Raw genomic sequence first — 24,829 nt, forward strand, 5'->3', positions numbered from 1 at the left:
CAACAATAAAATAGGCAGAAAAGTGGATGGATACACCTAACTTACAAACCGAATATCATTTTATGACGGTGCCAAAGTCACAGAGTAAAGAGAATATTATCGAGGTAGAAAAACCGCGACTGGTGGTGCCGATTATTTTTATTCCTGGCGTGATGGGCAGTAATTTAAAAGAAAAGACAACAGCAAGAAATAATTCCCAATATTCAAAACCGGTTTGGCGATTAGATTGCGAGATATCAGCCATGGGCTGGTCTTTTCCCCATTATGGTACAGCCAAAGCGCGTAAATTAGAACTAGACCCTAATGCAACGGAAGTGGATGATCGAGGGACTGTCGTTGATGCGGCGGTAAAAAAATTAGCGCAAATCGAGGAAACTTACAAGCAGTCAATAAAAAGTATTGATGAGGATGATATCAAAAAATTTACTGAGGCGGCTAAGGATTATGATGCAAAACGCCAAGAGATTATCAACAATCATCCAGAAAACAAACTGTTTGGTACTCGGCGGGAAAGAGGCTGGGGAACGGTCGCCAACATCAGTTATGGTGAATTTTTACAGACTTTTCAAGAGAGTTTATTTGACCCAAGCAGTTCGTTATCAATCGACTTGGCTGGTTTAGTCAGTGCCCCAAGCTTCAAAGTAGATGAAAAATCAAAAGTTAAATTAGAACTAATCGATGAGCAAATTAAGCGCTGTAAGGCGTTTTATTTTCCAGTACATGCGATGGGTTATAACTGGCTACAATCCAATGAAGATAGCGCTATGGCATTAAAAAAATTGGTTGAAGTGACCTTGCCTAACTATTATAAAAACCGTGGACTGAGCTGTGAACAAGTGATTTTAGTTACTCACTCAATGGGAGGGCTGGTTGCCCGTTATTATACTCAGGCATTAGGTGGCGGTAAAAAGGTGTGTGGGGTGATTAATGGCGTGCAACCATCGACGGGGGCCGTAGCTGCCTATACTCGGATGAAACGTGGTACAGAAGTTAACGGCGCGACAGGTGTTGGTAAAATAAGTGCGGCAGTTATGGAAAATGTATTAGGTAAGGATGCGGCAGAAATGACAGCCGTCTGTGCTCAATCACCAGGACCACTGCAATTATTACCCACACCTGAATACGGTATGCGCTGGCTCACTATTACCGATCCTGATGGCAACGAGAAATCGTATCCTGAGTCAGACCCATATAAAGAGATATATCTCGCAAAAAATAAATGGTGGTGCGTATGTGAGCCACACCTGATAAATCCCCTTAATACCGAACATAATCAAAGACAAATGGAAGATGATTGGGCTAAATATGTGATTATAATTAAAGATAAAGTACAAACATTCAATGAGGATATTATTAATAGCTATCACTTAAAGACTTACGTTTTTTTTGGTATTGAAGATAATGAACAAAATATTAACACGGCAGTGTTAACCTATCAAACAGCTCACTGGCAAGGTCAATTTAAACAAGGCTATGAGGATGATTTAACCAAACCAATACAGACCGATATTGGAGATAAAAGGCGTTTGAATTTCCGTGAGCTTTCAGCGCACCGAACACTTGAAGCAAGTCACCATGATTGGGTAGAAAAAAATAAACTTGATGACTTTGCTCATGATTGGCAGGGGGTATTTAAATGGGGCAATATAGCCGAAAGCTATATTCTAAAAGGTGCTGATGGTAATGGTGATGGTACGGTGCCTAAACGCTCAGGCGAGATTGACATAAAGCATTTAAAAGCGCGTATGCATTTAGCTATTGATCATGAAGGTGCGTATAAAAGTACTATCAGTCAAGAGTTTACTCTTCGGGCAATTGTTGACATTATGCAGGAAGTAAAAATTAATGACTAAACAATCCATATATAATAAAAAGTATTATGCCTTAATCGCGGTTGTTTTAGCGATTATTTTAGTCTCTGGTTATAACTATTTTCATAAGGATATTCGTCACATGACATTATCAAAAGAGCAACAAGAGCAAGTAACCGCATTATTACAAAACTCGCCAACTCGCTGTATCGGCACTTATTTAATCGATTTGCCAGCAGTCTTTAAGGCAGATGATACTATGGATTTTAACTATCGAAATAGAACCGTAAAAATTAATACTTACCCGCAATATCTACCGCCCTTTAAGCAGATGATAGCACTGCGTGAGCAAGAGTTAAAAAATACTAAACCGGTAAATCCGATTAATGGTAATTATTTAAAAGCGATTTATCCTTTATACAGTGATGATCCCGAAAAAATACAAGGAATTATTTTTGAACATATGGAAAGTATTGGTACTCCAGATGTGGCTAGAATTTTAGAGGGATACCGCTGGCAAGATGAAGTAACGTTAAAAATTGAAATAAAAGCGCGTAATGGAATAGCGAGTCGATATGATGATGATAGAGAGGACTACCCTAAGTTATATGCTAATAATGTTCCTCAAAAACTCACCGACATGAGTAAGCTATTTGGGCGAATTAAGACTCGTGATGATTTAGCGATTCCAACTACACCTGGATTTTGTTTTTTACGTGGTTTTATGCAAGGGGAAGATCGAGAATGGAAAGATATGAATTATGGTTATCTTCATAATAGTATCGAGAACTTCTCTTTCTATTTTAAGTTCAATGATTATGCTGACGATTACGCCCTACTCGATAAGCCAGAAAGTTATTTTACCTCTAACCGAGGGCATACTATTTATAAAGGTACAAGAAGTAGTGAATACCTGAAATTAGAAGAGTGGATAGTCAAAGGGAAATATTTTCTTGATGAGAAGGGATTTGATACTGATGACATGGGTTATCTGTTTACACTAGGGATCCATATGACCGACCCAACTTATAAAACGCCGCAATTACGTCTTGAAATGTACTACAAAATCCCAAAAGATGGAACTCAGGGATACAGTGAAGACCAACTGATGGTGATTTGGCATGAAATAACCAATAGTATAAAAATCCGTGAAAGTTCGTTTGAGCCAGAGTAGCGGCTTATCGCCATTTACGGTAAACGATTGCCTGTTAAGTTTTGTGTAGAAAAAATTGAATATAAGGGAAGAGTTAATGATTGAACTGGTTAAATTAAATAAACGGCGTTACGGCATTGTGGCAAGTCTACTTGCACTAACCGTATTAACCAGTTGTCAGATATTTAACAAGGATATCAAAATGACCACTCTCCCATTAAAAGAGCAGCAACAAGTTACGGCGTTACTCTCAAACTCACTAACACGTTGTATTGGCACCTATTTAATTGATTTTCCTGTAGCATTTAAAGTCAATAGAGAAAGCCTTTTTTATTATAAGGATACGGGTGATGTTATCATTACCACCAAGCAACAATATTTACCTCCGTTTAAACAGCTGATCGCCCTGCGTGAGGAGGCGCTTAAAAAAACTAAAACGGTTGACCCGATTGATAGCCCTTATTTAAAAGCGATTTACCCCGTGCACACAAATCATCCGGATAAAATACAAGGCATTATTTTTGAACGAATGGAGAGCCAGGGTACCGATGATTCAGCGAGAGTTCTCGAGGGGTACCGCTGGCAAGATGAAGTAACCTTGAAAATCGAGATGAAAGCTCAAAATGGTTCTGATGAAAAACATGACGAAAACAGGATAAAATACCCAGAACTTTATACTAATGACGTTCCACAAAGATTACTTGAGCTGCGTAAACTTTTTGACCGGATTAAGCCACGTGATGATTTGACTATCCCAACTACGCCGGGTTTTTGTCTATTACGTGGATTTATGCAAGGAGAGGAGCAAGAATGGAAAAATACGGGGGTTACTTATCAGCATGATTCGGACAACGATTTTTATTTTAATATCTCGTATAACAATTATAAAGGCTATTATAAACTACTTGATCAATCCGAAAGTTACGTGACCGAAGATCGTGGTCACACTATTTATAAGGGCACGCGTGAAAGTCATGGTTTAAAACTGGAAGAATGGCTGGTAAAAGGTCAGTTTTTTTCGGATGAATCAGGCTATGACTCAGATGACTGGGGGTATAAGTTTATATTAGGTATTAATATGCTTGATCCAAGCCATAAAACACCACAGTTACAAATCAAAATGACTTACAGAATTCCCGAAGACGAAACGCAGGGGTATACTCAAGCGCAGTTAATTGTCATTTGGCGTGAAATAACCAATAGTATAAAAATCCGTGAAAGTTCGTTTGAGCCAGAGTAGCGGCTTATCGCCATTTACGGTAAACGATTGCCTGTTAAGTTTTGTGTAGAAAAAATCGAATAACTTATTCATAATAAGCGCTCATTTGCTTAGTACATATTAAATAATTATTAGTATATAATAGCCAGATAACACAATATTCGAGTTTTTATCATGAATGAATTAAGCATTGAAGCGCAAAAGGTTAAAGCGGCCCTTGAGGCTAAAAATCTTGAAACGCCACTTTGCCGTATGGCAATGGATAATACTGAGCGTAAGGCAAAAATTGAATCTCATTTTCGTGAAATAATGAAATTGATGGAACTTGATTTATCTGATGATAGTTTGGCCGAAACGCCGCACCGCGTTGCAAAAATGTATGTTAATGAAATCTTCTCGGGGCTTGATTATCATAATTTCCCTAAAATTACGATGATCGAAAATAAAATGCAAGTTGATGAAATGATAACGGTGCGTGATATTACGTTGACCAGCGTTTGCGAGCATCATTTTGTAACTATCGATGGTAAAGCAACTGTCTCTTATATCCCTAAAGCATCGGTAATTGGTTTATCTAAAATTAACCGTATTGTTGAGTTTTTTTCACAGCGCCCGCAAGTTCAAGAACGATTAACTCAGCAAATTTTAGTCGCATTACAAACATTACTTGGGACTGTCAACGTCGCGGTGTCAATTGATGCTGTCCATTACTGTGTTAAAGCTCGAGGCGTGAAAGATGCCAATAGTGTTACCACAACGACTTCTTTAGGTGGCGGATTTAAAACGAATCCTAGCACAAGGCAAGAATTTTTAAGAGCGTTAAAACACTATTGATTAACTACCGTTTAGTTAGGTTTTTTGATATAATAGCCCGTTATTTTTAACGTTACATAATTATTTTAACAATGTATTTTTAAAAGCGTGAATTAATGGAAATCATTCTCGGACTAAGTAACCTACATAATCGTATCAATCGCTGTGTGATAACGATGGGTAATTTTGATGGTATTCACTTAGGCCATCAGGCACTTATCGCGCGTTTAAAGCAAGCTGGTGCGGCAAAGCAATTACCAACCGTTGTTATGTTATTTGAGCCGCAGCCGTTAGAATTTTTTAAGCCTGAAGATGCGCCTTCGCGATTAATGTCGTTTAAGGAAAAATGCACATTTATTCGATCATTAGGTGTTGATTATGTTTTGGCGATAACCTTTAATCAAACCTTTGCAAATATGAGCGCTAAAAACTTTATTGAAGCGGGATTGATTGGTCAACTAAGGGCGCAGTATATTATTGTTGGTGATGACTTTAAATTCGGTGCAAAAAGACAAGGTGACACGCAGTTACTTAAACAGTATGCTGATAGTGGCTGTTTTGAATTAGAAAGCTTACCAAGCTATATTATTAATGGTTTGCGAGTAAGTAGTACCGCAATTCGCCAAGCATTGCTAAATGATGATTTTGAGCAAGCAAAAATGTTACTAGGACGAACTTATACTATTCAAGGACGAGTTGTTCATGGTAATCAATTAGCTAGGCAATTAGGTTTTCCTACGGCAAATATTCATTTGCAACGCAAAAAACCAGCACTACATGGTGTTTATTTTGTCAAAGTAAAACAGATGTGCTCAAATCAAGAACATTATGGTATTGCCAATATCGGAATAAGACCGACAATAAATGGTAAAACGGCTATTTTAGAAGTCAATATTTTCGATTTTAATCAGAATATTTATGGTCAATATTTACAAGTTGAGTTTATTGAAAAAATTCGCGATGAAATTAAATTTGATTCTTTAGCGGCTCTACAAGCGCAAATTGAACAAGATATTTGCATCGCACATAAGATTAAGGCAAAATTTGCCGCTATGAGATAAATCATAGCAAAATATTATTTAAAATTCGTTTAACGCGGGTTTGTTTAAAAACAATTTATATTAATTTATTAACTAAGTCATATTAAAGCGGAATAAATAGCATGACAGATTATAAAGACACATTGAATCTCCCTGAAACGGGCTTCCCTATGCGTGGTGATTTAGCTAAACGTGAACCTGCAATGTTGCAAAATTGGTACGATAAGGGCCTTTATCACCATATTCGCGAAGCTAAAAAAGGGCAAAAAAGTTTTATTTTGCATGATGGCCCTCCTTATGCAAATGGTAAGCTTCACATTGGTCATGCAGTTAATAAAATTATTAAAGATATTATCATTAAATCAAAAACATTAACGGGTTATGATTCTCCTTATATTCCGGGTTGGGACTGTCATGGTTTACCAATTGAACAAAAAGTTGAAGAGCAAGTCGGTAAACCTGGCGAGAAAATTTCGCCTGCAGAGTTTCGTCAAATTTGCCGTGATTATGCCGCTTCACAAGTCGAAATTCAGAAAGCCGATTTTATCCGTATGGGCGTTATTGGTGACTGGGATAATCCTTATCTGACTATGAATTATGATACTGAAGCGAACATTATCCGTGCGCTAGGTAAAGTTATTAAAAATGGTCATGTTGTAAAAGGGGCCAAGCCTGTTTACTGGTGCACTGATTGCATGTCTTCTCTTGCTGAAGCAGAAGTTGAATATTACGATAAATCATCGCCAGCAATTGATGTAAAATTTAAAGCCGTCGATAATGTGGCGGTTGCAGCTAAATTTGCGGTTAAAACTGATTTGCCTATTTATGCCGTTATTTGGACAACCACACCTTGGACATTACCAGCAAGTCGAGGGATTGCATTAAATGCTGAGGTTGAATATCAATTAGTTCAGATTAATGGACAAGAATGTGTGATTTTAGCCGCTGAGCTTGTTGAGTCGGTTATGGCTAGGGCCGGAATTAGTGATTGGAAAATCTTAGCGAGTAGCGAAGGTAAAGCGCTTGAGCTATTACGCTTTAAGCACCCATTTTTGGATTTTGATGAGCCAATTGTACTTGGCGAGCATGTAACTGTTGATGCCGGTACGGGCGCCGTGCATACTGCGCCAGGCCACGGGGTTGAAGACTTTACAGTAGGGCAAAAATATGGGCTAGAAGTCGCCAATCCTGTTGGTGGTAATGGTTGTTATCTACCAGGTACTGGCGCTGGGTTAGATGGATTATTCGTATTTAAAGCAAATAAAATTATTGTTGAAATGCTAACTGAAAAGGGCGTATTACTGCATTTTGAAAATATCGAGCATAGTTATCCTTGCTGCTGGCGACACAAAATACCTGTGATTTACCGTGCAACACCACAATGGTTTATTAGCATGGATAAACAAGGTTTACGTAAACAATCATTAGGTGAAATTAAGCAAGTTCGATGGATCCCAGATTGGGGACAAGCTCGAATCGAATCAATGGTCGCAAATCGCCCTGATTGGTGTATTTCGCGTCAGCGTACTTGGGGCGTACCGATGACCTTGTTTGTGAATAAGGTTACAGATGAACTTCATCCTGATACTTTAGAACTGATTGAAAAAGTTGCTAAGTTAGTTGAAAAGGGTGGCATTCAAGCTTGGTGGGATGCCGATATTAAAGCGCTACTAGGACCTGATGCCGACGATTATCGCAAAATTCCAGATACTTTAGATGTTTGGTTTGATTCTGGTTCAACTTTTTATTCCGTTGTGAGTGTGCGTCCTGAGTTTAATGGTCATGCGCCTGATCTATATCTAGAAGGCTCTGATCAGCACCGTGGTTGGTTTATGTCATCACTAATGTTATCAACGGCTATTGATAATCGCGCACCGTATAATCAAGTATTAACGCATGGTTTTACTGTTGATGGTCAAGGCCGTAAGATGTCTAAGTCATTAGGTAATATTGTTACCCCGCAAGAAGTAATGGGTAAACTAGGCGCTGATATTTTAAGGTTATGGATTGCATCAACAGATTACTCGGGTGAAATTGCTTATTCTGATGAAATTATTAAGCGCTCAGCAGATAGTTACCGTCGTATTCGTAACACGGCAAGATTTTTATTAGCAAATCTAAATGGCTTTAATCCTAAAACAGATCTTGTTAAGCCAGAAGATATGGTGATTTTAGATCGTTGGGCGGTTAGTATGGCCAAAGACGCTCAAGCAGAAATTATTGATGCTTATGATAATTATGATTTTCATAAAGTTGTGCAACGTATTATGCAGTTCTGCTCAATTGAGATGGGATCGTTTTATTTAGATATTATCAAAGATCGTCAATATACAGCTAAAAGCGATAGCGTTGCTCGTCATAGTTGTCAAACCGCTTTATACCATATTGTTCAAGCGATGGTTCGTTGGATTGCGCCAGTATTATCATTTACCGCTGATGAAATTTGGCAATATTTACCAATTGATAATAAGCCTGAATTTGTTTTCGCTGATGAGTGGTATCAAGGTTTATTTACATTAGCTGATAGCGAAAAAATGAACAGCCAATACTGGGGACATATTTTACAAATTCGTGATGAAGTTAATAAAGTATTAGAACAAGGTCGTAACGATAAAGTCATTGGCGGCTCATTAGAGGCATCTGTAACATTATATGCAGATGAGGCATTATTTGCGGCACTATCATCACTACAAAACGAATTACGTTTTGTGCTATTAACTTCACAGGCGATTGTAAAACCACTGGCTCAAGCAACAGCTAATGCTATCTCGACTGAGATTGAAGGGCTAAAAATCGAATTAGATAAAGCTCAGGGTGATAAATGCCCTCGTTGCTGGCACTATACTGTTGATAATGAACCGACCACGCATTTATGTAAACGCTGCGATACTAATATTCATGGTAATGGTGAAGTTCGTCAGTTTGCCTAAATATTATTTTAGTGTATAAACGTAGAGGCAAGGTGAATATCTTGCCTTTGCTATTTAAAAGAGTGAGCTAATATGAAGCTATGTTTTGCAAAGGCTAAAGGCCTTATCTGGTTAGTTTTTACGGCGGTTGTGCTAATTACTGATTTAGCGACTAAATTTTATATTCATCATACTTTTTATTATGGTGAATCAGTTCGATTGTTAAACTTCTTTTCAATTAGCTACTATCGAAACACTGGCGCTGCATTTAGTATTCTTGAAGGCCAACGATGGTTATTAGCAGCTGTTGCAATTATTATTAGTTTATTAATTATTTATATGCTTTATAAAAATGGCCGAACTAAAAAATTAGAAAGCTTTTCGCTCGCTTTAGTTCTTGGTGGAGCCTTAGGTAATTTATTCGATCGTATTTACCATGGCTTTGTGATCGATTTTTTAGATGTTAATTTCGGTTCATGGCATTACCCGACATTTAATCTTGCTGATTGCGCCATTTGTGTCGGTATTGTGCTTTTTATCTTTGCTGGTTATAACACGAGAAAAGAGCCTAAAAAATGAAAATTATTTTAGCCAACCCGCGCGGTTTTTGTGCGGGTGTTGATAGGGCAATTAGTATTGTTGAGCGTGCAATTGATCTATTTGATGGGCCAATTTATGTTCGTCATGAAGTAGTACATAACCGTTATGTCGTTAATCGCTTAAAAGAGATGGGTGCTATTTTTATTGAAGATCTTAATGATGTGCCTGATGGGGCTACATTAGTTTTTTCTGCTCATGGCGTATCTAAAGCGATAAGAAATCAAGCGAAAGAACGTGGTTTAAAGGTATTTGATGCAACATGTCCATTAGTGACAAAAGTACATATGGAAGTTGCCAGAGCAAGCAATCGCAGTGAAGAGGTGATCTTAATTGGCCATGCTGGGCATATTGAGGTTGAAGGTACAATGGGGCAATATAGTAACTCTTTAGGTGGGATCTATCTTATTGAATCAATTGCTGATGTTGCTAAATTACAAGTAAAAAATGAAAATTTCCTCTGTTTTACGACGCAAACGACATTATCTGTTGATGATACCGCTGAAGTGATTGAGGCTTTATATCAACGTTTTCCTAATATTCGTGGCCCACGTAAAAATGATATCTGCTATGCCACAACCAATCGCCAACAAGCGGTGCGTCAACTTGCGAAGCAATCTGATGTTGTTTTAGTCGTAGGCTCAAAAAATTCGTCTAATTCTAATCGCCTTGCTGAACTTGCTCGCCGCGAAGGTAAACCGGCTTACTTAATCGATTTTAGCTCAGATATTCAACCTAACTGGCTTGAAAATGCGAAAATTATTGGGGTAACCGCAGGCGCTTCTGCACCAGAAATTTTAGTTAATGACGTAGTTAATTACCTTAAAGGTATTGGCTATCATTCATTAATTGAGATGGACGGTATATTAGAAGATATTATTTTTGAAATCCCTAAAGCTTTAAGAATTGATATCAAATAGTATTAACGCGATTTTTTTATCAGATTAAATTTTGTCATAAGCTGTTCTTCAGTTTCATGATAATTTGGATCTGCAATGATCGCATTTTGAATAGGACAAACTCGCTGACAAGTTGAATGATCGTAATATCCTATACATTCTGTGCACTTAGCTGGATCGATTTCATAAGTATCAAAACCCATTGATATTGCATCATTAGGGCACTCGGGTTCACACATATCACAATTGATACATTTAGATGTTATTTTTAACGCCATGACTATTCCTTAAAATTCTTGTGCATTATACGTCGTTCTTAGTTAAGTTCAACGAATTTGATAGTGAGTGTGGCGTTAGTTTATTATCAATGAAATATCTTAGACTCTTCTCTTAGTTATCTGGTTTAGTTTTATTGATTGGCTTTAACAATTAGTGAAATAAAATTAAATCATAACTAAATAGAGATATCTAAACTATTTACTTACATGGCAAGGGCTCGCAAATTATATCTGATCAACATTAGATAACTGAATAATATTGGCGACGACGCTTTGTGTACCTATTGAGTAGGCAAGGCGCCGATTTAAATCGTAATTTAGACGTGATTTGACACGGTATACGAGAAGGCATAGTATATATATTACTGATAATAAATAACTTATTTATTATCAGCCTCGGTTTATTATTTGTTAAACTCAGAAAAATTCTGAATGAGAATATTTTAGGAGAATCACATTATGAAACGTATTTTAACTGTAACCGCTCTTTCTCTCGCTATGTTATCAGGCTTTTCTTCAGCAAGTACACCAACAATACAAGTCCCTCAATCGGCTATTACCAACCAACAAATTGAAGAACTATCAGCAGTTGCAACTCAAGGCTTTGACGCTGTTCGAATGATGCAATATGCACGACTAGCGATTTTTAATGCTAATCCTGACTCTGCAATGAAGTTAACCGATCAAGCAGCAAAATTACTCGCCGCTGATGCAACAAACTGGAAAAACTTTGTTAAACAGGCTAAAGATCCGGCACTAACTAAAAATGGTGATTATGTATTAATTGATTCTTCTATTTCTATTGCGGAAAATTATGTCGCGACTAAAGCTAAAAATGCTGCAATTGAAAAAGCCAATAAGAAGATGAAAAGTGGTGATAAACAAGGAGCAATAGAAGAGTTAAAATTAGCCGGTGTTGGCGTTAATCAAACGCAGTATCTAATGCCGCTTGCACAAACTCGTATTGCCGTTAGTAAAGCTCAAAAACTCCTTAAAAATGGCAAATATTATGAAGCGAATATCGTATTACGTGACGCGGAATTAGCCATTGTTATTGATAGTGAAACCTTAGTTGATGTTAAATAATCAATAACACCATTCGTTTAAAATACGTAGTTATGTAATAACTGCGTATTTTATTGATTATCTTTTTGCTTACTTGCTAATTTTTTTTCAGCTAATGCCAAAAATATAATGCCCGAAATGATAATTATCGCACCTAATGTGCGAGTGACTGTCAAAGGCTCATTAAAGATAAATATTGATACTAACATTACTGTAACAATTTGTAGCCTTGATGCGGCAAATGCTGGGCCTACAGGGGCTTTTTTCAATAAAATCATCCAAGTAAAAAAAGCGCCAATATAGCTTAAGGTGGTAATATAGATCCATTTATTAGATAAGATTCGAATTACCCATTCTAATGAGTAGTCAAGCGGCCTTGCATTAAGTGCCGAAAACTTAAAGCCCGTTTGGCCAAGCGTATCAAATAATAACAAGCATGCAAAGCCAATAATATAAAAACGCTTCATTAACCGATCCCCACTAAAATAACGCCAAAGGTAATTAAGCTAACACCAATTATACGATATGGCGTTAACTGCTCTTTAAACACTAAGCGGCCAACAATCATAACCGAAATAATATTAGCTGATCCGAGTAAAATTGCTTGGGATAGCGGTAATAAGGTTAAAAAGGCAATCCAAAATAAGAAACCAACGCCGTAAGCGGATACACCAATCCATAGCCAGTAACTACGTAATATAGCAAACCAGTAATGCCATCCACTTTGACGCTTAGGTGATATTGCGGCACATTTAAATGCAATTTGACCAACAGTATCACAGCAGATACTACAAAGCCATAAACCAAAAATAGCCAATGTCATTTTGATAAAAGGGATGTGTTCTGGCACGCAGGGCAAAGACCATGTATTTCTATAATACTATGCTTTACTGCGAACTGATTATGCTTAGCAAGCTGCTCTAGGTTATTTTCTATTTGGTGGCTATTTTTTTCTAGGATCTGCTTACAGTTATCACAAATAAATAAAATCGAAATATGGTTAGGATGACTAAAATGAGGACAAATAATATAGCTATTAGACGATTCTACTTTATGGATAAAACCTTGTTCTAATAAAAAATCTAACGCACGATAAATAGTAGGTGGCTTAGCTTGAGGCTCTTCTTGTTTTAGTAAATCTAAGAGCTCGTATGCACTCATGGCTTTTTGTGCCTGAAGCATAATGTTAAGAACAATTTTACGTTGATTGGTTAATTTAACATTACGCTTTTTACAAACAGCTTCAATATCGTTTAATATTAATAAATGATTATCGCGACTCATTGGCTTGCCTTTTCTTTTTTTGCTGCGCAAGTGAGCGTTTGCGGCGAATTTCTTTAGGATCATTAATTAATGGTCGATAAATTTCGATACGATCGCCATCTTGTAATGTATCTGTTAAGACTACCGGTTTACCATAAATACCGATTTGATGATTATCAAGAATAAGATTGTGTTGAAATAATATATTTGATTGTGTTATCGCCTGTTTTACCGTGCAATTATCATCGATAGTGCAATCAACGATAATTGGATTTTCAGGTAAGGCATATACAATTTGTACATTAATCATATCAACAACCCCAATTAAGCATAAACGTGTTTTGCTCGATCACTAAAGGCTTTTACCATATTTTCCATTAATTCTTTGAACAATGGTGTAAAGGCAAGATCAAGCAACTTATTTTTAAACTCAAATGTAAGATCAAAACTAATTTTACACTCATGTTCCGATATAGCGATAAAGCTCCAAGTACCGCGCAATTGACTAAATGGACCATCAATTAAGGTCATTTCCATTGAGTGCGGCGTATTAAGTTTATTGAGCGTAATAAATTTTTTCTTAAATCCAAGTTTTTCAACCTCGATAAAAGCTTGAACAATATTGTCTTGCTGACGTAATATACCCGCACTTGCACAATCAGGCACAAACAAAGGATATGAGTTAATATCATTAACTAAATCAAACATTTGTGTTGTTGAGTAGGGTTCTGTTATTTCATAAAAAACACGAGTCATAAATTTAAATTATTAATTACACATAAAGTTGTGGCATATAGTAGCATGTAAATCTATAATATCGCATATTATGACAAAGAAAAAATTACATAAGCCGGGTTCGGCAACAATTACACTTAATAAACGCGCGCGCCACGAATACTTCATTGAAGAAGAAATCGAGGCTGGTCTGTCTTTGCAAGGTTGGGAAGTTAAATCCCTACGTGCAGGTAAGGTAAATATTAGCGATAGTTATGTGATCTTTAAAAATGGCGAAGCATGGCTATTTGGCGCAACGATTACGCCATTAAGCGTTGCATCAAGTCATGTCGTTTGTGATCCAACTCGAACACGTAAATTACTCTTAAATCAAAAAGAGTTATCTTCATTATTTGGTCTAATTAATCGCGAAGGTTACACGGTTGTTGCGTTATCCATGTATTGGAAAAATGCTTGGGTTAAAATCAAAGTCGGCGTTGCTAAAGGTAAAAAACAATTCGATAAACGTGCCGATGAAAAAGATCGTGAATGGCAAGTCAATAAGGCACGGATCATGAAAAACGCGAATCGTTAATGCTAACGAGGTGAGCTAAATGGTTACAAAAAGCGAGCGCTAAAACTCCAACAATTCATGAAATTATAAAACTGCCGAGCAGGTAAAATAAGATCCTCAGCCTAGCTAAATCTGAAATTAACGCTTTAACAAATTGTATTAAAGCGTGCCTTGAATGTGCAATTAAATAACAAGTCGTTTAAAACATGGTAACGCTAAACGGCTTATATATATGATTGTTGATATCACCTATCCTTATTTTTTTACGTCATGCAAGGTCTTGGAAAGTTTAGCAAGATAACGGTTACATATTGTTATATTTGTTATAGCAACCAAAGCCTTAATAAAAATATTCTTTTCAATTGCTTGTTGGCGCTAATTTTAGCTGGGCTTAAGTTAAACCTTCAAACTAAATAATTAGCCTGGTATTTGTTAATAGTATGCTTATTATGATCTTTCACTGAATAAAACTAACTTTCGTATCGATAATATTTAAGTTGTTTTCTTTTATTTTTGAGCGAATAAAGACTAAACTGACAACTTAATTTATATACATTATGGGTGTTTTTATGAAAAAAAATGTCGTTTTATTTAGTAAAATTCCTGTTGAACAGCAAAAAAGGTTAGAACAAGCATTCAATCTAACTGTTTTTACAAGTAGCCCAGATGCTGATACAGATGCATTTACCAAAGCCCTAATTAATGCTGATGGTATAATTGGCTCTAATATGGCAACGAGAGTGGATGATATTTTTTTAGCTAATACTCCCAATCTTAAAGCCGCATCAACCATATCTGTTGGTTTTGATAATTATGATTTAGCGGCGCTCAAAAAACGGGGCATTCGTTTAATGAATACGCCTACTGTCCTAACTGAAGGAACCGCCGATCTTATTTTTACCTTATTAATGGCAACCGCTAGAAGAACCGTTGAATTGTCGAATTTAATCCATAATGGTAAATGGACTAAGAGTATCACGCCAGATTATTACGGCACAGATATTTATGGCAAAACCTTAGGTATTCTTGGAATGGGGCGTATAGGTAAAGCGATAGCTAAGCGCGCATATTGCGGCTTTGATATGAATATTCTTTATTATAATCGCTCAGCACATCAAGATGTAGAGCAAAAATATCAAGCAATTCATTGTGAGTTAGATGATTTATTAAAACAAGCCGATTTTGTTGTTGTGATCTTACCTTTAACGCCAGAAACCACGCACTTAATCACCAAAGAAAAACTCGCTTTGATGAAACCATTAGCGATATTAATAAATGGCGCACGCGGTAAAATTATTGATCAGCAGGCGTTAGGTGAGGCGCTAAAAAATAAAATTATTCGCGCAGCGGGGCTTGATGTATTTGAAGTTGAACCATTACCGATGGATTCCCCCTTATTAAAATTAGATAATATTTTACTATCGCCACATGTTGGCTCGGCAACGACGGAAACCCGTTATGCAATGGCAAAATGCGCAGTTGATAATATTATTGCGGCGTTACAAAGTGATAAACCAATTGCTAATTGGGTTAATCCAGAAGTGGGTTAATTATTGATATCTAAGTGTATTTCATGTTTTAATGATTATGGTAATTATTAATAATCACGCTTACTTTAATTGCATTGTATTGAAATTATGCTATTGTTAGGTAAACGGAACCATTTAATTTAATTGTGTAATTTTTTAATAAGTTAGGAGAAAGACAGAAATGAAAAAAATAGTGACATTATGTGCCGTTGTTGGTGCTTCAGCATTGTTAGCAGCTTGTTCTAGTAACCAAACTGATAACAATATCGTTGGTAGTTATCTACTTGTTTCAGTAAATGATCAGCCTATACCAAACGCTATTCCACCTGTACTTAATATTACTCAAGATAGCAGTGTGACTAATATTCAATTAAATGGCAAAATGTGTAATATATTTAATGGCCAAGCAATCTATCAAAATGGCGTATTACAAGCTGCTGATGGCGTTGCAATGACTCGCGTATTTTGTAATGAGCCTACTTTAAATCAACTAGATACTGTAATTGGCGATATGTTAAGTAAAGGTGCTAATGTTGAGAAAGTAAATGGTAAACTGGTTTTAAAATCAGGTAACAATACGTTAGTTTATCAACAACAAAACCTACCAATGACCCAAAAAGATAACACTAAATAATCTATTGGTGTCATTCAAGCCGTATCGTTTTTGACTAGCGATGCGGTTTATTTGTTTCAAGCCGTCAATAAATTTCGATAAAATATCATAATATGTCATTAATTACCCTTAAACGTGTTTATGAAAAAATAGCGTCTTTTAATCAAGATAGTTATTTAGTTGATCGTTTATGGCCAAGGGGAATTAGTAAAGCGAAGCTTACTGGTGTTGCTTGGTTAAAAGAGGTTGCCCCATCAAATGAACTACGTCAGTGGTATCACGAGCATTTAGATGAATGGGATATTTTTTATCAAAATTATCAGCAAGAACTTGAAAATAATCCCGCGATAATTCCTTTATATCAAAAACTTAAAGATAATGAGCCAATAACGCTGTTATATGGAAGTCGAGATCTTAAGCATAATCATGCGATCGTATTGCGCGACTTTTTACTTAATAAGCTTAAGCAAAATAATAGCGCTAGTTAAACGTCAGAATTTTGGGTATACTAGTGTTTCATTTTTGGGGCTGATTCTGGATTCGACGGGATTTGCGAAACCCAAGGTGCATGCCGAGGTGCGGTAGGCCTCGTTAACAAACCGCAAAATATAGTCGCAAACGACGAAAACTACGCACTAGCAGCTTAATAACCTGCTCAGAGCCTTCCCTCCCTAGCCTTCGCTCGTAGGACGGGGATCAAGGGGAGTCAAACCCAAACGAGATCGTGTGGAAGCCTAGCTTGTGGCGGAAGCATTAAAACTAATCAAGCTAGTTTATCAGTGGCGTGTTTGTTCGCAGCGGGTAGACGAAATTAAAAGACAAACTACGCATGTAGTGCCGAGGATGTAGAAATTTCGGACGGGGGTTCAACTCCCCCCAGCTCCACCACTCAAATAAATTTATTATCAATAAAATCAACAAGTTATTGATTTTTTAAACTGGTTAAAAACACAGTAAATAGTCTTAAAATGGTCTACACGTGGTCTTAAAAGTGCACGTGTAGTGCACGTGAAGTTAACTTGCAGATTTATTGATCGACGTATTTCCGTCATATTCTTTGAGATAACTTCCATAATGACGGAATAGCATCTCAGGTCCTTTATGCCCCATTTGTTTTGATAACCAAAAAAGGTTTACGCCTTGACTGATATGACTGGTAGCAAATGTATGCCGTGTTTGATACGGATTCCGGTATCTAATTCCCGTTCGTTTTAATGCCGGTACCCATGCTTTTTTTCTGATCGCGTCAGCGCTAGCCCAGTTCGATTTTGTTTTAGGATCCAAAAATATATATTCATTACCTAAAACTCTATGTTTTTTTTGGTTAGATAACGCTGAAATAGCTTGTATATTTAGCTCTATAGTCCTGGTACCAGCTTTTGTTTTCGTCGTTTTTTCAATACCAACTACTCTAGCTGAATTAATATGAAGTGTATTATCATTGAAATTTATATCTTTCCATTTTACTGCACACAATTCGCTTGATCTTAACCCCGTTGCAAATGCAAATTTAAATAAATTGTAATGCTGTTCATCTATGCATGATTTCAATATCAATTCGATTTCGCGAGGTGAAAATGGGTCAACAACATAGTCATCCTTAATTTTGTCATGTTCAGCATTATGATAACGAGATACTGATACTGATGAAACCGGATTAACAAGTATTAAGCCATCAATAACCGCATCATCTAACGATGATTTTAGAAAAGATAAAATATTTCGCTTAGTTTTTAGTGATGTGGTTTGCTCTTGGATCCAGTTTTTAATAATACCGGCTGTCAGCTCTGTGACCAAAATATTATGCAAATATCTAAGAGCATTAACACATTTTTTGTAACCATCAATTGTCGATGGAGATAATTGCCTTTTACAGCATAGTTCAATGTAGTTATTTAATGAATTAAATACTGTTAATCCTTTACTTGAATAACCAAATGCTTTTAATTTCGGTGAGTTCGGGAAATAATCAGCATAGTTGAATATGTTTCTTTCTATGTTATTGATTATTTCACCTCGTAGCCGTTCAGCATATTTTATATTCGATGTGGTAACCGGTAAGCCTTTTAGTGGCTCACGACAAAGAACACCTTTGTAAGTAAAGGTGATCGATATTGTTTTACTTACTGTATGCTCACGAATAGTTACTCCGCGCGGCATTTTTGCTTTTCCTTGCCTTTCCATTCATCTACCGCCAAAATATCCACTTGCCGTTCTTTGATTCCTGACACTTTAAAAACATGGATTCCGTGCGCCCATATTCCTCGTTTTAACCGTAAATTAACAGCATTAACCGTATCACCAAAATCACTACAATATTTGCTTAATGGTAAATAACGTATCATAATTTTTACTCCAAATACTCCACAAAATTTTCAAATAATTGTTATCTGCAACTTAACGATTATTAATTTCAATGATATCTACATTTATAGGTTCAACATTTATGTATAAATTTAAGTTAATTACTTCCCCTGTTTTTTGATCATACCCAACTGCCCATTGCTCTAAATAATCATTATCAATTAGCTGTAGTATTCGTCCATCATGCTTAAAGTGGTGAAATAGCTTTATATCTGATAACCTCATTTTCTTGTTATGCATTAGATCATCCCCATCGTTAATTCGTCAAAACGCCTTTTAAAATGAATGAGAGCTATATTTGAAGGTAATGGCTCAATCTTGCGTTGAAGCATAGGAATGTCTTTTAATATAGGCCAGTCTTTACCATCATTAGCAAGATCGCGGTGTTCTGTTGCTAACATAATTAAATCAGCGCGTTTTACTTCTGGTGATTCGGCTAGCGGTAAATTAAATTTTTGCCTAACGATTAGATCAATGCTTTTTTCCATACGTTGATAATCAGGTAAAAGTCTTTTTAAAGGAGAGGGTATATCTTTGCAATATGCTTCAACAGCGTCGTGCAATAGGGCCTCTAAAGCGAATTTTTTGTGAACGATATAGCTGCATTCAACACAGTGTTGTGCAACACTGTAAAATCGTTCTAGCTGACCTGTATATCGGCACTCATGTGATAATGCTTTAGCAATATCGGTTATATTGATTGATTCAATACTAGGTTTTAAATAGTCAAAATGACGGCCAGAATAGGTTGTTATCCAAGTCATAAATACTCCACTTTATTGTTAACGTCTGCACTCGTTAAGGTTTATCCAACTAAGGCATTTTTTGCACTAGTTGGATTAGGTACAAATTCAACTACAAAATATTCCGAAAATTATTCAGTTTTAAAATTTGGCATTAAATCTTTAATTAAACTAGATAGCTCTTCTGCTACAAGTAAAAAATCAGCTTCTATCCTGCATTCTTTTTCGTCAACGTTGAAATCATCATTTTTATCTAACATTTCAGAAGAATAACCAATCTTTGATAGAATAAAACTAGTATTGATCGTGAACGTTGTTTGAGCTTTATAAACTAGTGAAATTGATTCAACTGTACGACCTGCATCTAAGTAATTTTTAACCGCGTCAGTCGTTAAGTCTTCTTTGGTTAGTTTGATTTTTCCCGTATCAAGTGGATCAACTAAAAGCGCATCATTATGGATAATAAAGTTTTCAGCTGCTTTATCTTCTCTGAGCCATTCAGTAAACATTCTTTCTGCCGGTTGATCGCTTGATAATGGTGTTACAGCTAACGTGCCAAGTTCCTTGCGCAATAATGCAAGTATATTTTCAGCTTGTTTGAAACTCGAGCTAGAAACAGCAATAAAATTATCTCGGTGATTAATCCAAATATTAGTATATTGGTCTTTTGTAAATGCTTGAGGTAATAAATCAATCATCAATTCATCTTTCAATAAAAGCTTTTCTGATTTTTTTAAATTACGCTGCAATAACTCTTCTTGGCGTTTAACCTTTTCAGCTAGCTTCTTATTGACAACAGAAGAGGGTAGGATCCTGCTTTCTGTCCTAACCTTTAGAAGCGAATGTTCACCAAGGGTGAGCATCAAAGCATAATTATCAACTGGCGATACAAAGCCCATTTTTGAAAAGTCAGTTGGACCGCAAGGGACAAATGCAATTTTTTGTAATAGATCATCATTAATATTTTTGATGCTGCTATTATCCTGCATTGTGTAAACGATAAGATTTTTGAAAAACATTTTTAATACTCCACGTGTTAATTAATAAAACGCTCTGGTCTGCACTCCAAGAACGTACGATGGTACTCCACTTTATAAACCGATAATCAGAAATAGTATTAACCAATTGTACTAGGTGCCTATCTTTATACTTGTTAGGCTCAAGTTTCCTTTTGTCACCACAACAGCAAGGAATTTTGATATAATTTAGGAAACCACAATTGCAATGGATGAAGATTTATGTCTAAAAATGGTCTTATATTTCTTCTTGAAGGTAATAAATATATTCAAATTCATAGTTGGGATGATATTTTAAATAGACCGAACTTTGTGACTAGTTTTGACCCTCAAGGTAAAGAACTTGCTGACGTTATTGGTGAATATTCGTTTAAAGAAAAACTTAGTTGTTGTTTAACTAACTGTAATCAACCTCATAATTACGGATATTTAGTTTTAACTTCAACTGGTGAAGAAACTTATATTGGTAACATATGTGGTAAGAAGATATTTGGTGAAATAAATTTTAAATCAAAGACTCGATCATTTGATCGGTCTTTAAAGGTTTCACAAGCCAAACAATCATTATTGGAAAACAAAGATAAATTAACGTTCTGGTTTGATCGACTAAATAGCTTAAAACCTGTTGCAAAAATAATCCTAAAAAAAATGACCCAAATATCTAACATAGATCAAGTCGGTAGTTTCGCAAGATCTGAATTTTCTAATATGATGAGATTAGGCAACGGTCGAATAATTTGGATTCGTAAAGCAGATCAACACGAAATAGATGTAATGAAACTACAGGGTAGGTCTCCTCCATATGAGGTTGAGGAGCTTATTGGCGTAGTTTCTTATACATCTGTTTTGAGTGATGCCAATAATTTAAAAAATTTATTATTAGTAGAACTAGAAGAGACATTAATAAAACTTTCTCTTATGCCTCCTGATATAGATGATGAAGATTTTATTTTGGAGACATCCAAAAAGGTCAATAATATTGAAAACTGTTTCAACCAGGTTACATCCATTTTAGATAATTCGAAAAAATTTTTCACAGAGGAAAATCTTAAACCAATATTAAATAAAATGATAAAAGATAACACTATTCCTAATAATGATAAGAATATAAAAATATTTCGAACCTTTTTGCGTTCACTTACTTAATAGTCACGCTATCAGGTAAAATAGCCCAAGCGACATAGAAGTCTTTATCAAAACGGTTCATTGTGAAATCATAAAAACCATCAAATGAGCCGTCATCATTAAACACTATCTTGTGAGCAATATGGTAGCCATCGCATTTGTTAAAAAGAATAGCTTCTTTTGTCCAATCTTCTGGTCTTGGCAACTCAGAAGAAGAATGAACTTCCAATTCTATTATCATATAATCTCCTATATTAATAAAAATACATTTGGTTAATACTGTTCCTGATTTTTAAAGAGCTTAACAAGATTGCTGTATATAATAACAGTAATTTTGTTATAATAAATCTTTACTAATTAATTAAGTCACTACTATGAGCAAAGTTGAAAACTTAAAACACAGCTGTGTAATATGTCAGAACCACGAATATTTACTTGAAACCAAGCCAAGAACAAGTCCCGAATCAAATGCTGAATGGGTAGAGTGTATCAAGTGTACAACATGTAGTTATCCCATTTCAGCTTTAGAGTATTTTGAATCAGAATCAGGTATGAAATTCGAAGACCTGACAAATCGTTCAATTAATTAGTTTTTGATTTTTAAAGAGCAATTTAATATAAGTTAATTTACAGTTTAAATTGTAAAAAGTAAACAGTTTAAGCTGTAAAAATGTAAATAATAATTTTTGCTCTTCTGAGTATGATTTTAAATTGAGTTTAAAGCTGGCCAATCAAAAAACTATTTAGATTAGTTGAAGTCTGAGATCTAATTTACGATAACATTCTGAGTAATAACGTTGACCATTTTATTGAGTCATATACTAAACTCTCAATAACTGATTTTGTTCCATGAACATCACCTATCTTTGAACGTAAGGTTTGCATGACATATGCAGCTTGATTGAATGAACCTTCTAGGTTCTTAGTGAATGGTTTAATATCAGATTCATCCCATCCATCTTGAGAATATAATTCATTTCTAAGTTTTTCTATTACTTGTAAAGCCTTTATTGAATTTACTATTCTTTGCTGAAAAGAGTCTTGGGTTGGATCTCCTAAGTCATATTCTCTATAAATATTTGATGTGACAGAATCTAATGCGCCGCACACGGATGTTACTACTCCACTAAGATCATTTTCACGAAATCTGGTCATTGCCTTATTAATATCAGTTAACGCGTCTTGTGGGAGGTACGATAATTCTTCAATATTTAGAATATCTATAGGAGTTATACTATTATCGATATAGCTCCATCCTAATTTTTTTAAATTACTATTTAATGAGTCAATTTTTGAAGGCATTATTTCTATTATTTTTTCGCAGCATATAAGCACAAATCGATTAAATGTTGAGGTGTCCATTGTGCCTGTTATTAAATCTATTTCACTTAATAACTGTGATTTTGTAGATCCATTTTTCAGTTCCAGATGGGCAATAATGGACATATCTATGCCTGCAAATCCCATAATTTTTTTAATATCACTAAATGCAAAATCTAAGATAGTTGATCGAGTAACTCCCCATACCTCAGTCATTTTTTTTATAGTATTGGTCATCTTTTTCTCCTATAAGTCCTATGTTCAACCATAGTACCTACAATTCTTATTTGTTGTGTTAATGAACTCATTTTAGGGTAGTCTGAATTTAGAGGTACCAATTCAAATTGCATTCTTTCATGTTCATCATACCCAAGTTCACGGTACTTTTTAAAAGTGGCTTCTTCTTCACCATTTACAGCCACAACAAACTCACCGGGTAATGGTTTTATTGTCGGATCTACAACTATCATGTCCCCATCAACAAATTCTGGCTCCATTGATTGACCTTTTATTTTTAGTGCAAAAGTATTTGCTGATATATCAAGATCTGTTAATAAATATTCATAACCAGTTGAATCTTCCATATTACAAGACTCAGTCCAAAGTCCTGCTTGAACATAGCTAATAATTGGAACTTTGTGGATATTTTTTAAATTAACTGGAGCGATATTTACTTCTTCTTTTCCGCTTAATAGCCAAGCCATATCACATTGTAACGCTTGAGATATTTCATATAAAAAACGAGGTTTTTTAGTTTGTCCAGCTTCAATAGCTTGATAAGACTGTTGAGTCATCCCCACTTTTTGGGCGACATCATCTTGTGTTAGACCTAAGGCTTCTCTTCTTGCTCTTATTCTGTTGGCTAGCGTGGCCATATAAAAACCTCTTAATATTTTACAACTTAATAATTACAGGAAAATCTGTATTTGACAAACAGTATAAACTGTATAACAATACATAAAAAACTGTAAAAGGAGACTTAAATGAGTATTGCTGAAAGAGTCAAAGCTCGAAGATTGGAGCTTAATTTAACTCAGGTACAACTAGGTAAATTATCAGGCCTTTCTCAACAATCTGTTCAATCGATTGAGAAAGGGGAGATACAGAGACCTAGACGAATTCTAGAAATATCCCATGCTCTTCATTGTAGCGTTGAATGGCTTTGTTATGGTTTTGAGAGTTCGTTACGGAGTCATACTATAAATGACAATCAAAATTGTTAAACCACAAAAATAAGGAGTACATGTGGACAATAGAAATTATCCAACACCACCAGAAATAACTGAAGCGACGCATAAGTTAATCACTTCATTTGATGGTAAATATCCAGCAATGGCTAGTCGATTAGATCCTGACTCCGGCACTGAAAATGCACTTCGCAATAGAGTTAGACAGTTAAACGGTCAAATGGTACCGCTTGGAATGGTATTAGAAATGGAAGCAGAAGCCAATTCTAATGTTATTACAGAAGCGATAGCAAAATATCGAGGTGGTGTATTTGTTAAGTTACCAGAATTTGATGAGCTTGATAACGACGAATTACTGAAAAAGTTTAATGAGTTAATGTCAGGGCTTGGGGATTTTTGTCGTCAGCATAACGAGTTTACATCTGACGGTATATTAGATCGTAAAGAGAAACAGGCATTAAAGCTCACATCTTACAATATTCAATGTCGATTAAGTGAAATTTTAGTCATAACAGATTTGATATTTGGAAAGGGTGACCGATAGCGAATTTTGCAGAAGCACTATCGGTCGGTCGCGAAATAACACGTGGAGTATTA

Annotated in this window: 29 protein-coding genes and 1 other RNA gene; 16 read left to right on the forward strand and 14 right to left on the reverse strand. The window is 35.7% G+C overall.

Annotated elements, in window-relative coordinates; all coding sequences use genetic code 11:
* The first annotated feature begins 26 nt into the window (after window positions 1–26).
* The 8 genes from RHO14_03105 to ispH all read left to right on the forward strand — a co-directional run bounded on the left by RHO14_03105 (window position 27) and on the right by ispH (window position 10,462).
* Window positions 27–1,853 carry a hypothetical protein gene (locus RHO14_03105; protein ID WVD71792.1) on the forward strand — a complete coding sequence of 609 codons (1,827 nt, stop codon included), beginning with the start codon at window positions 27–29 and terminating at the stop codon, window positions 1,851–1,853.
* Window positions 1,846–2,985, forward strand: coding sequence for a T6SS immunity protein Tli4 family protein (locus tag RHO14_03110; GenBank protein ID WVD71793.1), 1,140 nt, complete (start codon window positions 1,846–1,848; stop codon window positions 2,983–2,985). Before RHO14_03105 ends, RHO14_03110 begins: the two co-directional genes overlap by 8 nt.
* A 76-nt stretch (window positions 2,986–3,061) precedes the next feature.
* Window positions 3,062–4,204, forward strand: a complete 1,143-nt coding sequence (locus RHO14_03115; GenBank protein ID WVD71794.1) for a T6SS immunity protein Tli4 family protein — start codon at window positions 3,062–3,064, stop codon at window positions 4,202–4,204.
* A 153-nt stretch (window positions 4,205–4,357) separates the two neighbouring features.
* Window positions 4,358–5,017 carry a GTP cyclohydrolase I FolE gene (gene folE / locus RHO14_03120; GenBank protein WVD71795.1) on the forward strand — a complete coding sequence of 220 codons (660 nt, stop codon included), beginning with the start codon at window positions 4,358–4,360 and terminating at the stop codon, window positions 5,015–5,017.
* A 95-nt stretch (window positions 5,018–5,112) separates the two neighbouring features.
* Complete coding sequence (gene ribF / locus RHO14_03125; GenBank protein WVD71796.1) at window positions 5,113–6,057, forward strand: bifunctional riboflavin kinase/FAD synthetase; 945 nt, start codon at window positions 5,113–5,115, stop codon at window positions 6,055–6,057.
* A gap of 101 nt (window positions 6,058–6,158) precedes the next feature.
* A complete protein-coding gene (gene ileS, locus RHO14_03130) occupies window positions 6,159–8,966 on the forward strand; it encodes an isoleucine--tRNA ligase (GenBank protein ID WVD71797.1) in 2,808 nt (935 codons plus the stop codon).
* Window positions 8,967–9,038: 72 nt separating this feature from the next.
* A complete protein-coding gene (lspA, locus tag RHO14_03135; protein WVD71798.1) occupies window positions 9,039–9,524 on the forward strand; it encodes a signal peptidase II in 486 nt (161 codons plus the stop codon).
* Window positions 9,521–10,462 carry a 4-hydroxy-3-methylbut-2-enyl diphosphate reductase gene (ispH, locus tag RHO14_03140; GenBank protein ID WVD71799.1) on the forward strand — a complete coding sequence of 314 codons (942 nt, stop codon included), beginning with the start codon at window positions 9,521–9,523 and terminating at the stop codon, window positions 10,460–10,462. The genes lspA and ispH overlap by 4 nt, the downstream gene beginning before the upstream one ends.
* 2 nt (window positions 10,463–10,464) lie before the next feature.
* On the opposite strand, the gene RHO14_03145 is transcribed toward ispH, so the two are convergent.
* Window positions 10,465–10,719: a YfhL family 4Fe-4S dicluster ferredoxin gene (locus tag RHO14_03145; protein ID WVD71800.1), complete on the reverse strand. Its 255-nt coding sequence runs from the start codon at window positions 10,717–10,719 to the stop codon at window positions 10,465–10,467.
* 459 nt (window positions 10,720–11,178) lie between these two features.
* Here RHO14_03145 and RHO14_03150 point away from each other — a divergent pair, with 459 nt between their 5' ends.
* Window positions 11,179–11,805 carry a YfdX family protein gene (locus RHO14_03150; protein ID WVD71801.1) on the forward strand — a complete coding sequence of 209 codons (627 nt, stop codon included), beginning with the start codon at window positions 11,179–11,181 and terminating at the stop codon, window positions 11,803–11,805.
* A 50-nt stretch (window positions 11,806–11,855) separates the two neighbouring features.
* Here the strand turns inward: RHO14_03150 and RHO14_03155 are convergent, their stop codons facing one another.
* Genes RHO14_03155 through RHO14_03175 form a run of 5 tightly spaced genes read right to left on the reverse strand, consistent with a single transcriptional unit; the run spans window position 11,856 to window position 13,803 of the window.
* Window positions 11,856–12,251 (reverse strand): EamA family transporter, encoded by a 396-nt coding sequence (locus tag RHO14_03155; protein ID WVD71802.1) that lies wholly within the window; start codon window positions 12,249–12,251, stop codon window positions 11,856–11,858.
* Complete coding sequence (locus RHO14_03160) at window positions 12,251–12,634, reverse strand: EamA family transporter (GenBank protein WVD71803.1); 384 nt, start codon at window positions 12,632–12,634, stop codon at window positions 12,251–12,253. Before RHO14_03160 ends, RHO14_03155 begins: the two co-directional genes overlap by 1 nt.
* Entirely contained in the window at window positions 12,604–13,068 is a 465-nt protein-coding gene (zur, locus tag RHO14_03165) for a zinc uptake transcriptional repressor Zur (GenBank protein WVD71804.1), read from the reverse strand. Before zur ends, RHO14_03160 begins: the two co-directional genes overlap by 31 nt.
* Window positions 13,055–13,357: an RnfH family protein gene (locus RHO14_03170; GenBank protein ID WVD71805.1), complete on the reverse strand. Its 303-nt coding sequence runs from the start codon at window positions 13,355–13,357 to the stop codon at window positions 13,055–13,057. The genes zur and RHO14_03170 overlap by 14 nt, the downstream gene beginning before the upstream one ends.
* 14 nt (window positions 13,358–13,371) lie before the next feature.
* Complete coding sequence (locus RHO14_03175; GenBank protein ID WVD71806.1) at window positions 13,372–13,803, reverse strand: type II toxin-antitoxin system RatA family toxin; 432 nt, start codon at window positions 13,801–13,803, stop codon at window positions 13,372–13,374.
* A 70-nt stretch (window positions 13,804–13,873) separates the two neighbouring features.
* Here RHO14_03175 and smpB point away from each other — a divergent pair, with 70 nt between their 5' ends.
* The 5 genes from smpB to ssrA all read left to right on the forward strand — a co-directional run bounded on the left by smpB (window position 13,874) and on the right by ssrA (window position 17,365).
* A complete protein-coding gene (smpB, locus tag RHO14_03180; protein ID WVD71807.1) occupies window positions 13,874–14,356 on the forward strand; it encodes an SsrA-binding protein SmpB in 483 nt (160 codons plus the stop codon).
* A 548-nt stretch (window positions 14,357–14,904) separates the two neighbouring features.
* Window positions 14,905–15,885 carry a D-glycerate dehydrogenase gene (locus RHO14_03185; protein WVD71808.1) on the forward strand — a complete coding sequence of 327 codons (981 nt, stop codon included), beginning with the start codon at window positions 14,905–14,907 and terminating at the stop codon, window positions 15,883–15,885.
* Window positions 15,886–16,045: 160 nt separating this feature from the next.
* Window positions 16,046–16,498 (forward strand): META domain-containing protein, encoded by a 453-nt coding sequence (locus tag RHO14_03190; GenBank protein ID WVD71809.1) that lies wholly within the window; start codon window positions 16,046–16,048, stop codon window positions 16,496–16,498.
* Between the two features lie 92 nt (window positions 16,499–16,590).
* The gene (locus RHO14_03195; protein WVD71810.1) at window positions 16,591–16,965 is read left to right on the forward strand and encodes a DUF488 family protein; all 375 of its coding nucleotides are present in this window, start codon (window positions 16,591–16,593) and stop codon (window positions 16,963–16,965) included.
* A gap of 36 nt (window positions 16,966–17,001) precedes the next feature.
* Window positions 17,002–17,365, forward strand: a transfer-messenger RNA (tmRNA) gene (gene ssrA / locus RHO14_03200).
* A 126-nt stretch (window positions 17,366–17,491) separates the two neighbouring features.
* Here the strand turns inward: ssrA and RHO14_03205 are convergent.
* The 5 genes from RHO14_03205 to rdgC form a co-directional block, all read right to left on the reverse strand.
* Complete coding sequence (locus tag RHO14_03205) at window positions 17,492–18,637, reverse strand: site-specific integrase (GenBank protein ID WVD71811.1); 1,146 nt, start codon at window positions 18,635–18,637, stop codon at window positions 17,492–17,494.
* Entirely contained in the window at window positions 18,622–18,822 is a 201-nt protein-coding gene (locus tag RHO14_03210) for a hypothetical protein (GenBank protein WVD71812.1), read from the reverse strand. The genes RHO14_03205 and RHO14_03210 overlap by 16 nt, the downstream gene beginning before the upstream one ends.
* A gap of 52 nt (window positions 18,823–18,874) precedes the next feature.
* Window positions 18,875–19,081: a hypothetical protein gene (locus RHO14_03215; GenBank protein WVD71813.1), complete on the reverse strand. Its 207-nt coding sequence runs from the start codon at window positions 19,079–19,081 to the stop codon at window positions 18,875–18,877.
* Entirely contained in the window at window positions 19,081–19,605 is a 525-nt protein-coding gene (locus RHO14_03220) for a hypothetical protein (protein WVD71814.1), read from the reverse strand. Before RHO14_03220 ends, RHO14_03215 begins: the two co-directional genes overlap by 1 nt.
* A gap of 110 nt (window positions 19,606–19,715) precedes the next feature.
* The gene (gene rdgC / locus RHO14_03225; GenBank protein WVD71815.1) at window positions 19,716–20,603 is read right to left on the reverse strand and encodes a recombination-associated protein RdgC; all 888 of its coding nucleotides are present in this window, start codon (window positions 20,601–20,603) and stop codon (window positions 19,716–19,718) included.
* A gap of 219 nt (window positions 20,604–20,822) precedes the next feature.
* Here rdgC and RHO14_03230 point away from each other — a divergent pair, with 219 nt between their 5' ends.
* Window positions 20,823–21,746 (forward strand): hypothetical protein, encoded by a 924-nt coding sequence (locus tag RHO14_03230; protein ID WVD71816.1) that lies wholly within the window; start codon window positions 20,823–20,825, stop codon window positions 21,744–21,746.
* On the opposite strand, the gene RHO14_03235 is transcribed toward RHO14_03230, so the two are convergent.
* The 3 genes from RHO14_03235 to RHO14_03245 form a co-directional block, all read right to left on the reverse strand.
* A complete protein-coding gene (locus tag RHO14_03235; GenBank protein WVD71817.1) occupies window positions 21,739–21,966 on the reverse strand; it encodes a hypothetical protein in 228 nt (75 codons plus the stop codon). The genes RHO14_03230 and RHO14_03235 overlap by 8 nt on opposite strands.
* Before the next feature lie 530 nt (window positions 21,967–22,496).
* Window positions 22,497–23,282: a hypothetical protein gene (locus RHO14_03240; GenBank protein ID WVD71818.1), complete on the reverse strand. Its 786-nt coding sequence runs from the start codon at window positions 23,280–23,282 to the stop codon at window positions 22,497–22,499.
* Window positions 23,279–23,920, reverse strand: a complete 642-nt coding sequence (locus tag RHO14_03245) for a LexA family transcriptional regulator (GenBank protein ID WVD71819.1) — start codon at window positions 23,918–23,920, stop codon at window positions 23,279–23,281. The genes RHO14_03240 and RHO14_03245 overlap by 4 nt, the downstream gene beginning before the upstream one ends.
* Window positions 23,921–24,290: 370 nt before the next feature.
* Between RHO14_03245 and RHO14_03250 the strand changes: the two genes are divergently transcribed.
* Window positions 24,291–24,776: a YmfL family putative regulatory protein gene (locus RHO14_03250; protein ID WVD71820.1), complete on the forward strand. Its 486-nt coding sequence runs from the start codon at window positions 24,291–24,293 to the stop codon at window positions 24,774–24,776.
* The last annotated feature ends 53 nt before the right edge of the window (window positions 24,777–24,829 follow it).

The sequence above is a fragment of the Orbaceae bacterium lpD04 genome (genome assembly GCA_036251935.1).
Lineage (GTDB): Bacteria > Pseudomonadota > Gammaproteobacteria > Enterobacterales > Orbaceae > Orbus > Orbus wheelerorum.

What these genes read in the sequence shown, in the direction of transcription:
- RHO14_03105 (WVD71792.1), top strand. Translation starts at nt 27, where the DNA reads ATGGATACACCTAACTTACAAACCGAATATCATTTTATGACGGTGCCA.
- RHO14_03110 (WVD71793.1), top strand. Translation starts at nt 1,846, where the DNA reads ATGACTAAACAATCCATATATAATAAAAAGTATTATGCCTTAATCGCG.
- RHO14_03115 (WVD71794.1), top strand. Translation starts at nt 3,062, where the DNA reads ATGATTGAACTGGTTAAATTAAATAAACGGCGTTACGGCATTGTGGCA.
- folE (WVD71795.1), top strand. Translation starts at nt 4,358, where the DNA reads ATGAATGAATTAAGCATTGAAGCGCAAAAGGTTAAAGCGGCCCTTGAG.
- ribF (WVD71796.1), top strand. Translation starts at nt 5,113, where the DNA reads ATGGAAATCATTCTCGGACTAAGTAACCTACATAATCGTATCAATCGC.
- ileS (WVD71797.1), top strand. Translation starts at nt 6,159, where the DNA reads ATGACAGATTATAAAGACACATTGAATCTCCCTGAAACGGGCTTCCCT.
- lspA (WVD71798.1), top strand. Translation starts at nt 9,039, where the DNA reads ATGAAGCTATGTTTTGCAAAGGCTAAAGGCCTTATCTGGTTAGTTTTT.
- ispH (WVD71799.1), top strand. Translation starts at nt 9,521, where the DNA reads ATGAAAATTATTTTAGCCAACCCGCGCGGTTTTTGTGCGGGTGTTGAT.
- RHO14_03145 (WVD71800.1), bottom strand. Translation starts at nt 10,719, where the DNA reads ATGGCGTTAAAAATAACATCTAAATGTATCAATTGTGATATGTGTGAA.
- RHO14_03150 (WVD71801.1), top strand. Translation starts at nt 11,179, where the DNA reads ATGAAACGTATTTTAACTGTAACCGCTCTTTCTCTCGCTATGTTATCA.
- RHO14_03155 (WVD71802.1), bottom strand. Translation starts at nt 12,251, where the DNA reads ATGAAGCGTTTTTATATTATTGGCTTTGCATGCTTGTTATTATTTGAT.
- zur (WVD71804.1), bottom strand. Translation starts at nt 13,068, where the DNA reads ATGAGTCGCGATAATCATTTATTAATATTAAACGATATTGAAGCTGTT.
- RHO14_03170 (WVD71805.1), bottom strand. Translation starts at nt 13,357, where the DNA reads ATGATTAATGTACAAATTGTATATGCCTTACCTGAAAATCCAATTATC.
- RHO14_03175 (WVD71806.1), bottom strand. Translation starts at nt 13,803, where the DNA reads ATGACTCGTGTTTTTTATGAAATAACAGAACCCTACTCAACAACACAA.
- smpB (WVD71807.1), top strand. Translation starts at nt 13,874, where the DNA reads ATGACAAAGAAAAAATTACATAAGCCGGGTTCGGCAACAATTACACTT.
- RHO14_03185 (WVD71808.1), top strand. Translation starts at nt 14,905, where the DNA reads ATGAAAAAAAATGTCGTTTTATTTAGTAAAATTCCTGTTGAACAGCAA.
- RHO14_03190 (WVD71809.1), top strand. Translation starts at nt 16,046, where the DNA reads ATGAAAAAAATAGTGACATTATGTGCCGTTGTTGGTGCTTCAGCATTG.
- RHO14_03195 (WVD71810.1), top strand. Translation starts at nt 16,591, where the DNA reads ATGTCATTAATTACCCTTAAACGTGTTTATGAAAAAATAGCGTCTTTT.
- RHO14_03205 (WVD71811.1), bottom strand. Translation starts at nt 18,637, where the DNA reads ATGCCGCGCGGAGTAACTATTCGTGAGCATACAGTAAGTAAAACAATA.
- RHO14_03210 (WVD71812.1), bottom strand. Translation starts at nt 18,822, where the DNA reads ATGATACGTTATTTACCATTAAGCAAATATTGTAGTGATTTTGGTGAT.
- RHO14_03215 (WVD71813.1), bottom strand. Translation starts at nt 19,081, where the DNA reads ATGCATAACAAGAAAATGAGGTTATCAGATATAAAGCTATTTCACCAC.
- RHO14_03220 (WVD71814.1), bottom strand. Translation starts at nt 19,605, where the DNA reads ATGACTTGGATAACAACCTATTCTGGCCGTCATTTTGACTATTTAAAA.
- rdgC (WVD71815.1), bottom strand. Translation starts at nt 20,603, where the DNA reads ATGTTTTTCAAAAATCTTATCGTTTACACAATGCAGGATAATAGCAGC.
- RHO14_03230 (WVD71816.1), top strand. Translation starts at nt 20,823, where the DNA reads ATGTCTAAAAATGGTCTTATATTTCTTCTTGAAGGTAATAAATATATT.
- RHO14_03235 (WVD71817.1), bottom strand. Translation starts at nt 21,966, where the DNA reads ATGATAATAGAATTGGAAGTTCATTCTTCTTCTGAGTTGCCAAGACCA.
- RHO14_03240 (WVD71818.1), bottom strand. Translation starts at nt 23,282, where the DNA reads ATGACCAATACTATAAAAAAAATGACTGAGGTATGGGGAGTTACTCGA.
- RHO14_03245 (WVD71819.1), bottom strand. Translation starts at nt 23,920, where the DNA reads ATGGCCACGCTAGCCAACAGAATAAGAGCAAGAAGAGAAGCCTTAGGT.